Consider the following 13,245-nt stretch of genomic DNA (forward strand, 5'->3'; position numbering starts at 1 on the left):
GGTGCTCATTACTATAGAGTACCTGGCTTTTTGTTATCCAAAAATTGTTTCCCACAGTAAGTAAATATTTAACGTAACAACAATGACTACGACAAACCAACCTAAAACAGTTGTAATACGGTGATTAACTAAGCTTCCCATGATGTCTCGTTTACTTGTAAACATAACCAGAGGGACAAGTGCAAAGGCAATACCAAATGATAAAACAACCTGACTAAGAACGAGAGCATAGGTAGCATTCACACCAGAGGCAATGATTGCAAGTGGTGGCACCATGGTAATCGCTCTACGTAAATAAAGAGGTATTTTTCTTTGAATGAAGCCCTGCATGACAACATCACCTGCTAAAGTCCCTACAGAGGAGCTAGCAAGCCCTGCAATAAGTAAACCAAGACCAAAGGAAATGGCAGCCATTGGGCCGAGCGCCTCTTTTAAGCCATTGTAGGCAACATCTAAATCTTCAACTACAACGCCTTGGGTATGGAATACTGCTGCGGCAATTATGAGCATGCTCATATTGATGGCACCAGCAATAATCATAGCGATGATAATATCGATAAATTCAAATCGAAAAATGCGTCTTTTTTCTTCTTCATTACGACCAATAATACGGCTTTGTGTTAAAGAGGAATGTAAGTAAATAGCATGAGGCATAACGGTTGCACCTAAAATACCTGTTGCTAATAATAGTGAATCTACACCTTCAAAGTGTGGCGTGAACATGCCAATCGCTACATCACCCCATGCTGGCTGCGCTAAAAATGTTTGGAAGGCAAACGCCAATACAACAATTAAAACCATGCCAGAAATACCTGCTTCAAAGGCTCTAAATCCTCTTCTTTGCAACTCTAAAATAGCGAATGAACCCACTGCTGTAATCAATGCGGCGGGAAGCATTGGGATATTAAAAAGTAAATAAAGCCCTAGTGCTGCTCCGATAAATTCCGCGAGGTCTGTGGCAATGATGACCAATTCCGCCTGTATCCATAAAAAGATAGATGTTTTTTTAGAAAAATGCTCGCGTGCGACTTCAGGTAAATTTTTTCCTGTGGCAATCCCAAGTTTGGCAGACAGGGACTGAATTAACACGGCCATTAAATTAGAAAAGGCTATAACCCAAAGTAGCAGGTAGCCGTATTGAGAGCCTGCTGTAATATTTGTAGCAAAATTGCCAGGATCAATATAGGCGACTGCTGCAATGAAAGCAGGTCCTAAAAATGGCAAAAATCTTCGCCAACCTTTTATATCTCCATCTAAAACCGCCTCTGCAGACGATTTTGTGACTCGTTTGTAAACCATATTGTTCCCTCGTTTCAAAAAGTATCATTAGTGAAATAAAGTTTCCTATAGGAAAATAAGATATTAGTATTCTAACGCTAGGAATAAAAAAAGTGAAGTAGTTTGCTTTATCCTTCTAAAATAAGTATGCTCTTTTGGATGAAGTGAATGAGTAGAAAAATTAAATTGCAGGAAAAATTCGAAATTTATAGAACTAATGAAATGAAGAAGGGAGACAGGGTGATGGATATGGTATGGGTAAAATCAAAAGTAACAATTCCACGTACAGTGCCAAATGTATTAGAGAGGAAGAAATTATTTTCTATTTTATCTAACAATCGAATGAAGAAACTAACCATTATACGGTCAGCCGCAGGATACGGAAAGACGACTCTTTTAAGTCTGTGGTTGAAGCATATTGATGAATCGGTAGCATGGTTTACTATCGATCAGAATGACAATGATCCTGTGAAATTTTTAAAGTACTTAATACATACATTATCTTTTAGCATATTGAATGTAGAACAAAAGTTAAACAATATACTAGATGAAACACCACCTTTTGAAATAATTATAGATACACTGTTAAACGATTTGAATACATATAAAGAAAATATTCATATTGTTTTTGATAATTTTCAAGAAATCCACAACCCTCAAATTCATCAAATTATCAATCGACTTATTGAATATTTACCAGCCAATGCACGAATCTATATAACCACACGAACTAATTTAGAACTTTCACTAGCAAAATGGCGTGTAAAAGGTTGGATACTAGAAGTCGGGACGGGTCAATTATGTTTTGATTTAGAAGAGCTACAATCTTTCTTTAATTCTGTTACTAATGATGAACAGAAGGATGCGCTGAAGCCTTTATTAAAGACTACAGGGGGCTGGATAGCAGGTATCCAACTGATAAAGCTATCAACAGGTGGAATGATAGGTAATCTTAGTAGTGAAGAAATTTTAGGCAAAGCTAGTTCATATATACATGAGTACTTCATGCAAGAAATTCTTTTAATATTACCTCAAGAATTGCAAGATTTTCTACTAAGAACTTCCATTTTAAACTACTTAGATCCGAGTGTTTGTGCATCCATCACGAACGGATTAGATAGTTTAACTACATTCTCAGAGCTGGAGAAAAATTGTTTGTTTATCGAACAAGTACAAGCTCATCCACCCGTTTATCGTTACCAAACTTTATTTAGGCATGCCCTACAGGTAGAATTTCAAAGGCAATATTCCTATGAAATGATTACCTCTATTTATTACGAAGCAGCCACTAATTTATGCCAAGGAGAAGACTATGTAGCGGCAATTGAGCTTGCTTTAAATGGCGAATTATACAAGCTTGCACATGAATGGATTCAAAAATATTTAGTCGAAATATTTGCCGAGGGACATACTCTATTATTCGGGCAGTGGATACAGAAATTAAGGAATGCGCAGTTTCCAGTAGATATTAATATGCTTGTCTTATATATTACTACTCTGTTTTCAACCCATGAAATTGATCAGGCGAATAAAATCATAGAGGAACTACTTTTAAAACAAAATAAATTGAAATGGATGGATGGTTTTCAATTTATTGCTGTCTCAAAAATCTTTGAAATTTTGAATGCTTATATTGGTTATATGGAAGATGGGGATATTGAAAGGGCAAAAGTAGGCTTACAAACACGTGTAAATGTAAGAAAGAATAAGTCATCTTTATATGATATTTCATTAAAATATAATCAATTTGAACCTAGAATTTTACGTACTTTTATAGGTGCAAAAGGAAAATTCTTACCAGTAGAAAAAATGGATGAACTGATTAGCGTGTTGAATGAAAGTGAAATAAGGGAGCGAAATATTACAGGCGTTACCTATGGATTACTAGCTGAAATTTTGTATGAAATAAATGATTTAGATAGGGCAAGTAAAGAGTTAGAAATCGGTTTACAATATGGTTTGCATTTTCAAGATCCAGGATTATTTATACCAATGTACTTATTAAAGGCACGTATTTATATGACTAAAAAACAATTCGAAGAAGCACATCTGTTATTGATTGAAGCTATGAAGGAAACCGATAAACCTTATTGGATCGGAATGCTCTATATTATGAAAGCACAATCTTATTTATTGGAAGGAAATATTTCATATGCGCAACAGGAATTTTTTAGAGTGACGGATTTTATCAATTATAGAATTGCATCAAAAAATCCCTTTTATTTATTAGTTGAGGGTAAAATTCTGTATGCTAAAAACCAACTGGAGGAAGCATTGCAAATTGCTATTCGTTTAAAAGAAGGAGCAATTCAGGAAAAGCAAATCGTTACGCTTATTGAAGCGGGTCTGCTAGAAGCCATTTGTCATTTTTCACTTGGTAAAGAGGATTGGGCTTTAATAGTATTACACGATGCTCTTGAACATGGACTGTCATATGGGTATTACCGTACATTTATAGAAGAGGATTCTATCTGGCCATTACTTAATAAATACTGGCGTCTACGTCAGCATAGTAAGGGAGATACATTTATGTCAGTGCCGTTAGCCTATGTAAATAAACTATTACAGAATGACAGCAAAGAAGATGAGTTTTTCGCTAACTTTACTGCAAGAGAAAAAGATGTTCTACAATTACTTGCAGAAGGTGCTTCTAATAAGGAGATTGCACAACAATTGCAGTTGACAGAGGGAACTATTCGTATATATTTAACAGGAATTTACAGTAAACTAGGTGTGAAATCTCGCACGAAGGCCATATTATGGGCAAAAGAATGGCTAGGCTTTTAAAGTTGTTAAAGAGAAAGGAGGTTTACATGATGCCAAATATTTTAGTAGCCTCAAAAACAACAGTCCCTCAAACGGGCAAGCAAATTATAGAAAGAGAACGATTAAATGCTATTCTACATCAGTCAACAGCAAAACTTATAGTAGTACAAGCACCAGCAGGGTATGGTAAAACCACTTTTCTAAGTAGTTGGTTTCAGCAACTTGAGACGGCAGTTGCATGGTATACGGTGGACCAAACAGACAATGATCTAAACCGCTATTGGAAGTATTTAATTCATGCTATTGGTCACTCCTTACAGCCAGAAGCTGCCTCTCGGATTAATTCTATACTCCATGCTCAACCACAGTTACCATTAGAATTTTTAGTGGACTCTCTTTTAAATGAATTATCGCTATCTACTAAAAAGATTCATATAATGATTGATGATTATCATCATATTCATAATGTTACTATCCATCAAGCGATGATTCGACTAATTGATTTCTTACCTGAACATTGCTTTATTTATTTGACTAGTAGATCATCTATTTCATTACCGATTGCAAGGTGGAGATTAAACCATTGCTTGCTTGAAATTGGTTTAGAGCATCTACTTTTTACGTATGAAGAGACAAAAGAATTTTATAAAAATTTAAATAAAAAGCTGGATGTAAAGGTACTTCAAAAGGTTTTTGAGATAACAGAGGGCTGGCCAACAGGGTTGCAATTGACTAATTTAGCAGGTTTCCACAATGTAGACAAAGAGTTTAGAGAAAGTAATTTATATGTGTTCCAATATTTAATGAGTGAGGTTTTTTCCAAACTAGCACCACCCCTACAAATCTTTCTTCTTTATACTTCACTTTTAGAACAATTAACCGCTGATACGTGTAATGTCCTAACAAACCGTACCGATGCTCACCTAGTCTTATTAGAGCTTGATCAACAAGGTTTATTTATTAGCAGAGTAGAAGCAAAAGAACAGGTTTTTCGATATCACAATTTATTTAGAGAAGCATTGCGCCAAGAGTTGAGCAATCGTTTTACTCAGCAGGATATTATTTTTTTATATGAAAAGGCAGCTGTAGCTTTATATAATAATGGGAATTTTTTATCTGCTATAGAGCTTGCTTTAAGCGGCAACGTATTTATATATGCTGAACAATGGATTCAGGAGCATCTTGTAACATTCCTTTCCTGTGGTCATTCCACATCCTATGTAAAATGGATTGATACATTTTTGTCTAATGGCTATGAGGTACACCCAGAGTTGATGGTAATGTATGCTTATACACTTGCAGCATTACACAATTTAGAAGATGCTTATCAGACGATACTAGAACTAGAACAAAAGCATAGGTCCAATCAATGGATGAATAAAAGTGAGTATGCATCCGCTGTCGATGATTTTCTAGGTGTGAAAGCCTATGTTTTTGTGATGAAAAATGGAGACCTTTCTCAAGCTGGGGAATACATTCGACAAAGACTGGAGAGAAATCCAGTCGGGTCCAAATGGGACGCAATATTTATCCAATATAATCAAACAGAGCCAATGTTGTTTAGAACAAATATTGGATCTCGAGGAAAGTTGCTTTCAGATGAACAGGCTATGTCTTTTTTTGCTAAGTTTAGAACAGGGAAATTTAAAAACTTAAGTATGACGGGCTATAGCTATGGCGTGCGTGCAGAAAAATTATATGAGTGGAACCAATTTGCTGAGCTATCAATAGAATTAGAGGAAGCTATACGTTCTGGACATCAATTTCAAGATGCAGGATTGTTAGTACCGATGTATATTCTTAAAAGTAAAATGGCTGTGTTAGAAGAGCAATATATAGTTGCTCAAGGCGTTTTGGATCATGCAATTGAAGCTGTCAATGAACGCCATTGGATTAATAGTATAAGAGTGATGAAGGCACTTTTATTTTTACGTGAAGACAATATTGTCCAAGCAGAACAGGAGTTAGCTAAGGTCAAAGAAAAAGTAGATAAGGATACGCCATTTTATTTGCTAGTAAAAGCACGTTATTTACTCATGAAAGGACATCCACTAGCAGCACAGCAATTGATTAGACAGGTACAATCGCAGGCACAACAACAAGAACAGCTATCCACTCGTATAGAAGCCACAATATTATTAGCCATATGTTTGGGTGAGCAAGGACAAGCAGATGAGGCGTTAGAAACGTTACACCAAGCATTGAAATTAGCTGAACCTTATAACTATATAAGAACTTTTTTAGATGAGAATAAAATTATTCCCCTTATGAGGGACTATATTGATGTTTGCCAGAAGCATGCTAAAGAAGACTGGGATGAAGTAATCATTAGCTATGTCTATCGATTACTGAATTATGTTCAAGAACTAATACCTGTATTAGAAGTTCTTTCTCCTCGTGAACAAGAAATATTTTCACTACTTTCAGAAGGTGCTTCAAATAAGGAAATAGCAGAGCAACTATTTTTATCTGAAGGGACCATACGCGTGTATCTTTCAGGAATTTACAATAAGCTAGGAGTAAAAAATAGAGCCCAAGCATTGTTATTAAAACAATCCAAATAAAACAAACCGCTATCAATTTATTGATAGCGGTTTATTTTTAGTTAGTGAAAAATTAACATTCCTCAATAGTAGAAGTAAATTGATTTTTTTAAGATAAAGAAGAGTGTTTTTCTTTATAAGGATAAATGTATGGAAACAAAGGAAAGGGGCTATTTGAAGCTGAAAATTTACAGAAGGAGAGAGGATGAATGAAGAAAAACATTACCATTATGCTTATTGTATTACTGCTCTTTTTCCAATGGGGACAATCCCTGACCTATGCGAATGAACAAAATGACATAGAAGAAAAAGCTAAAGAAGCAGGGGGAAATGAAGTAGATAATAAGAGTGAGGTTGATGTTCATGAGCAAATAGATAACGATCGTGATTTAACCAATTTCAATACAAGCGAATTTGAGATACAACCAAATAGCGCAGGTGTAACGATTGTAAAATATTTAGGTGCGGGGGGATCAGTGGTTGTTCCTGAAACCATTGAAGGGAAACCCGTAACAATAATAGGAAATCTCGCGTTTTATGAATCTAACCTAACAGAAATAGTGATTCCTGAAAGTGTAATAACGATAGGCGATTGGGCTTTTGCCAAAACTCAACTAAGCACGATTGTGATTCCCGATAGTGTGGAGGATATAGGACGTTGGACATTCCAAAATAGTAAATTAACAAGCGTAACCATTTCAAAAAACCTCACCACCATAGGAGCTCAAGCATTTTATGGTAATCAGTTAGTACATGTGGACATCCCTGATGGTGTTACGGCTATAGATTATCAGGCTTTCTTTGGAAATCGATTAACAACTGTAAATATTCCTGATAGTGTAACAATAATAGGAGCCCAAGCTTTTACAAACAATCGGATAACAAATATAAAGATTCCAAATAGTGTAACAAGCATAGGAGATGAGGCTTTTGGCTATAATCAGTTAATTAATGTCGAACTTCCAAACAGTATAACAAGTATAGGAAATTATGTATTTGATAGTAATAGGTTAACAACTGTAAATATTCCCAATAGTGTTACTAGTATAGGGATAGGAGCATTCCAAGCTAATTACTTAACGAATGTAGAACTTTCAACTAGTCTTCTTAGTATAGGGAATCTCGCGTTTTTTGGTAATAAGTTAAAAACTATAGTCGTTCCTAATAATGTTATAAGTATAGGTGATTGGGGATTTGGTCAAAATCAACTAACATCTATACAACTTCCTAATAGTCTTCTTAGTATAGGAAATCTGGCATTTTATGATAATCAATTATCGACTGTATCGTTCCCAAACAGTTTAACGAGCATTGGGGATAGGGCATTTGAATATAATCGGTTACAATGGGTTCAATTTAATAGCCCATTAATGTTGGGAGTAAATGCATTTAACAGCCAAGGTAGTACTTTTGACGGTTGGTACCAAGATTTATCATGGGTAACAAAATGGGATGTAAATGTAACACAACCCTTGAGAATTTATGCCAAGGGGAATGTCCAACAGTACACAGTTACATTTGAAACAAATAGTGATGGTACTACCATAGAAGAACAGAAAGTATTGTCTGGGGAAAAGGTGGTAGAACCCGATGTTCCAGTGAAAGCAGGTTTTACATTTGATGGTTGGTATAAGGATGAAGAATTGAATAAACCCTGGAATTTTAATACAGATGTGATAACAGAAAATAAAATCTTGTATGCAAAATGGTTAAAGAATTCGCATACTGTCACATTTCACTCTGATACAGACATTACAACTGTCGAAGTACCAGAAGGAGCGCTACTCAGCAAACCGAGTATTCCAATAAAAGAAGGACATAAATTTATTGGCTGGTTTAATGAAGAACGTACTACAGAATGGAACTTCGACACATTTAGGGTAACGTTTGATATAGATTTATATGCTGTGTGGTTGAAAAATGTATATGGTGTCAGATTTGAAGCAGGAAATAGTACTACCCCTATAATAATTGTCGCAGAATATGGAGATAAGTTGGAAGAGCCAGAACCGCCAATCTTAGCAGGACAAATATTTGCGGGCTGGTATAAAAACCCTGCTTTAACTAAACTATGGGACTTCGCAACAGATGTGGTCACAGAGCACACAACTTTATATGCAAAATGGGATATAGTGCAACAACAGTATGTGGTTCAATTTGAGTCAAATGGTGGAAGTCCGTTACCTAGCCAAACTATAAATTCTTATATGACGGCTACTAAACCAGAAAATCCCGTAAAAGTTGGATATACATTTGCAGGCTGGTATAAGGATAAAAAATTCACAACCCTATGGGAATTTGAAATAGATAAAGTGACAGAAAATATAACCTTATATGCGAAATGGGATTTAGTACAGCAATATGAGCTTAAATTTGAGTCAAATGGTGGAAGTTCAGTTCCAAGTCAAACTTTTACTTCTCCTATGAAGGCTACTAAACCAATTAATCCAACAAAAACGGGGCATCTATTTGTAGATTGGTATAAAGACGCAGAACTCCATAGTCTATGGAATTTTGAGATAGATAGGGTGACGGAGGATACAACTTTATATGCAAAATGGGAAAAGGTCATCACACAATATACGGTGGTTTTCGAAACAAATGGAGGAAGTGCAGTAACATCACAGAAGGTGATTAAAGATACCTTAGCAACAAAGCCAGTAGATCCAACAAAGGCAGGTTATTTATTTACAGGCTGGTATAAGGATATTGAACTGACGATACCATGGAATTTTTCTAAAGATGTAGTGAAGTCCAGTATCACATTATATGCTCATTGGGTAACAGACGATTCATCGGGTGGTGGAGGAAGTATATCTCCGAATCCAACCCCGATACCAGAGCCAGCCATACCTGAAAAACAAGAACCTAGACCTGAAGAACCAATTGATCCACAACCAACAGAGACAACACCCCAACCAGAGCCAGATATCATCTTCTCAGATATTTCTAAAGGACATTGGGGCTGGGCGATGATTCAGGAGATGGCAAAGCAGGGCATTATTACAGGCTATCAAGATGGCACCTTCAAGCCAAATGCACCAATTCAGCGCCAGCATGCTGCCCTGATATTAACAAGAGCGTTAGCGCTAGAACCGAAAAAAGACGCACGAGAATTTGACGATATACCTAAAAACCATCTCTATTTTGGGGTAATCGATCAGGTGCAACAAGCAGGTCTGTTTGAAGGCATAGATGGGGATTTCCAGCCAACTACTAATATGACACGTGCCCAAATGGCAAAAGTATTAGTCCTTGCCTTTAATTTAACTTCATCGAATAAAGATACTTTCAAGGATGTGCCAAAAACACACTGGGCACATAACTTTATAGCTATACTCGCAGGAAATGGGATCACAATTGGAAATAATGGCAACTTTAGACCAAATGATCCTGTAACACGTGCGGAGTTTGTAGCATTTTTGTATAGAGCTTTGCATCAATAATTAAAAACCTCACCAATCGCTATCCATAAAGCTTTTGGTGAGATTTTTTTGTTCAAATTATTAACATTACTCAATAGTGCGTAAGGATGTAAATTATTATGCTAATAGAAAAGGAAGTGTTTCTATTGAAAATTGCTCGTCTTATCTTCTTCATATTATTCTTAAGTTTAGCTTTTGTATCGATTAAACTTTCAATCAAAACAGATGAAAGGAATTATGATTGGCGTAATAACTCTGATGGTACAGTGACCATTATTCATTACAATGGTCCACATATGGAATTTCCCTTTCCAAGCCGTTTAAATGGCAAAAAAGTTGCTAAAGTAAGCTCAGGGATTTTTCAGAAAAGGGATATATACAGCTTTTTACCAAAAGTTTATTAGTTAAAGACATACTCTGTGTCAAAAAAAGAAATGTATTGTCTTTCTCATCATTTTCTAATTAGACTTTCACCACTTGTATCGTATACGATGAAAAGAAAAGGCGAAGGACGGATTCGACATGACACATCGAATTTTAATTATAGAAGATGAAGAAAATATTGCGAGAGTGCTACAACTGGAGCTTCAATTTGAAGGATATGAGGCAGCGATGGCCCATACAGGAGCAGAAGGCTTACTACAATACCGTGAGCAGCAATGGGATTTAATTTTACTTGATATCATGCTACCTGAGATGAGTGGTATTGATGTGCTAAAGCGTATTCGTGCAACAGAATCCCAAACACCTGTTATCATGCTAACTGCCAAAAGTGAAGTAGAGGATAAGGTAAAGGGCTTGGATTTAGGAGCCAATGATTACGTGACAAAGCCTTTTGAAATTGAGGAGCTACTGGCACGAATTCGCAATGCATTACGGTTTTCGCAGAAGGTGAGTCCAAAGCAAGTTGCACTTACATTTGGCCATTTATCGATAAACGAGCAAACAAGGGAAGTTGTATATTTTGATAAGGAAATTCAGCTGACACCTCGTGAGTATGATTTGTTGTTCTATTTACTAAAGCATCCTAAACAGGTACTGACAAGGGAGCAAATATTAGAGGCTGTGTGGGGCTATGATTATTATGGGGATACAAATGTTGTGGATGTTTATATACGTTATGTCCGACAAAAGCTTGAGGCTGCTAATCCAACACCTCTTATTCAGACAATTCGAGGTGTTGGATATGTGCTAAAGGAACATCGTTATGAGACTTAAAACAAAAATTCATCTACTAACAACATTGCTTATGCTAGTTATTGTAGTGGCAACAAATAGTGGAATTTATTTGTTGTATGAGAAATTTGCCTATGATACGGAATATAATCAGCTCCAGTCACGGGCAAATGATTTAAGCTCTACACTGAGTCAGTTAAATGCACAAACCAACCTACAGCAAGTATTAAGAGCTTATATGCCCACAGAGGGTGCTGTTTATATTTATGATGGTGAACGCTTGAAAACAAAGGTTCAAGCTACCCTTGAAATGCAAGAAGTCCCTGCCATTACCTACACTATGCCTGCTATTTGGATCGACGGAACGGTAGTGGATATAACATTACAGCAATCTATGGAAGAAGTAGAACGGACATTAGATTTGTTAAAGGTCATCTTAGTTGTTGTATCTGTCGTGGCAACGATTCCAATTTTCCTAGCGAGCTTGGTACTTGGGCGACTTATTTTATTACCGCTAGAACGTTTAAATGAGACCATGCGCAAAAGTGCATCTACTGGGAAATATGAAAAAATAGATACTACAGAAAAAGGTGGCGACGAGTTAACAAACATTAACCGTACTTTTAATATGATGATGGAGAAGCTTGAACAACATTATCAAAAGCAACAAGAATTCGTATCAAATGCCTCCCATGAGTTAAAAACCCCTATAACTGTCATTGAAAGTTATGCAAAACTCCTCCTAAGAAGGGGTTTTGATAATCGGGAGGTTGCTCAGGAATCCTTACAAGCCATTGCCAATGAATCATCTCGTATGCATGAAATGGTGTTGCAATTGCTAGAACTAGCTAAAAACAAAGAGCAATTGGACGTTCATTTCGAACAACTAGAGCTTGCCCCTTTCTTAAATAAAGTAGCTTCACAAATGGAACAGGCTTATCATCGAACATTTAGAATTGATGCGCAGATTCCAAAATTTATTTATAGTGATGAAAAAATATTGAAGCAACTACTTTTTATTTTGCTGGATAATGCTAGGAAATATAGTAAGGATGAAGTACGTATTCAAGTCACCGAAACAACCAATCAAGTACGTATTACCATCCAAGATTTTGGTATGGGTATTCCAGTCGAGCATATTCCTCATTTGTTTGAGCGTTTTTATCGTGTAACAGAGGATCGTAATCGTAAAACAGGAGGTTCAGGGCTAGGGCTAGCAATAGCGCATGAACTGGCACAACAATTAGGTATAACGATAGATGTGAAAAGTAAGCTTGGGGAAGGCTCAAGCTTTACTTTATGTATACCAAAGGAGGAACAGCAATGAAAAAGTGGATGTTAGTAATTGTTGTTATTATCCTTTTTTGTAGTGGAGTAATTTGGTTTGTTCAACATCGTTATTTTTACGTTCAACCTCTTAGTGAAGCGCAGGCTATTCGGCATATTGAGACTATCTACAATGGTCATGTTACACAGGTTGAAAAACAAGGAAATACCTTTGAAATGCTTTTTACGCGTGACGATGTCAAGTATGCAGCTATACTCGATGTTACGACACAACAGGTGACTGATCTTATCCTGAAAGAAGGACATAGTAAATTACTATTAACAGAAAAGCAGATCAGACAAATGGTTAAAAAGGAATATGGAGATGTAGAAAGCGTTATGCTTACAGACTCCATTTACACTGTACGTGTTGAAAATGAGGAAATTCAAAAGGATTTAACGTTTGATGGTTATACTGGCGAACTACTGGCTGAGAAAAAGGTTGAGCCACAAGAACAACCTATCGAAGAGCCTATTATAACTGAGCAACAGGCCATTCAAATAGCTCTTAAGCAATTAAAGGGTGAAGTGGATTCAGTTGATTTTGAAGAAACCTCAGAGGGTGGTTATTATTTAGTTGAGATTGAAACGCAGGAGGACGAAGCTACATTTCAAATTCATGCTGTTTCAGGAAAAGTACTGTCTGTAACATGGGATGACGATCATTAAATCATTCTCATGAAATTCTAATGTTTCTCTTATAGTTCTATCATCTTCACTTGGTAAGCTAA

8 protein-coding genes are annotated in these 13,245 nt (G+C 36.2%); 7 read left to right on the forward strand and 1 reads right to left on the reverse strand.

Translation table 11 applies throughout. The features are described from left to right. Positions 1 to 33: 33 nt before the first annotated feature. Positions 34 to 1,299, reverse strand: a complete 1,266-nt coding sequence (locus tag QH639_RS24290; protein ID WP_131522384.1) for an Nramp family divalent metal transporter — start codon at positions 1,297 to 1,299, stop codon at positions 34 to 36. 222 nt (positions 1,300 to 1,521) lie between these two features. Between QH639_RS24290 and QH639_RS24295 the strand changes: the two genes are divergently transcribed. From QH639_RS24295 to QH639_RS24325, 7 genes are all read left to right on the forward strand, one after another. After that, positions 1,522 to 4,065 (forward strand): winged helix-turn-helix domain-containing protein, encoded by a 2,544-nt coding sequence (locus tag QH639_RS24295; RefSeq protein WP_281115370.1) that lies wholly within the window; start codon positions 1,522 to 1,524, stop codon positions 4,063 to 4,065. A gap of 26 nt (positions 4,066 to 4,091) precedes the next feature. Further along, positions 4,092 to 6,608, forward strand: coding sequence for a winged helix-turn-helix domain-containing protein (locus QH639_RS24300; RefSeq protein ID WP_281115371.1), 2,517 nt, complete (start codon positions 4,092 to 4,094; stop codon positions 6,606 to 6,608). Positions 6,609 to 6,796: 188 nt separating this feature from the next. Beyond that, positions 6,797 to 10,033, forward strand: a complete 3,237-nt coding sequence (locus tag QH639_RS24305; protein ID WP_281115372.1) for an InlB B-repeat-containing protein — start codon at positions 6,797 to 6,799, stop codon at positions 10,031 to 10,033. A gap of 98 nt (positions 10,034 to 10,131) precedes the next feature. Further along, complete coding sequence (locus QH639_RS24310; protein ID WP_131522388.1) at positions 10,132 to 10,416, forward strand: hypothetical protein; 285 nt, start codon at positions 10,132 to 10,134, stop codon at positions 10,414 to 10,416. A gap of 118 nt (positions 10,417 to 10,534) precedes the next feature. Beyond that, positions 10,535 to 11,230, forward strand: a complete 696-nt coding sequence (locus tag QH639_RS24315) for a response regulator transcription factor (RefSeq protein WP_131522389.1) — start codon at positions 10,535 to 10,537, stop codon at positions 11,228 to 11,230. After that, a complete protein-coding gene (locus tag QH639_RS24320) occupies positions 11,220 to 12,515 on the forward strand; it encodes a HAMP domain-containing sensor histidine kinase (RefSeq protein ID WP_237899118.1) in 1,296 nt (431 codons plus the stop codon). The genes QH639_RS24315 and QH639_RS24320 overlap by 11 nt, the downstream gene beginning before the upstream one ends. Beyond that, positions 12,512 to 13,183: a PepSY domain-containing protein gene (locus QH639_RS24325; RefSeq protein WP_131522391.1), complete on the forward strand. Its 672-nt coding sequence runs from the start codon at positions 12,512 to 12,514 to the stop codon at positions 13,181 to 13,183. Before QH639_RS24320 ends, QH639_RS24325 begins: the two co-directional genes overlap by 4 nt. The last annotated feature ends 62 nt before the right edge of the window (positions 13,184 to 13,245 follow it).

This window comes from Lysinibacillus sp. 1 U-2021 (assembly GCF_029916965.1).
In the GTDB taxonomy this organism is placed as follows: domain Bacteria; phylum Bacillota; class Bacilli; order Bacillales_A; family Planococcaceae; genus Lysinibacillus; species Lysinibacillus capsici.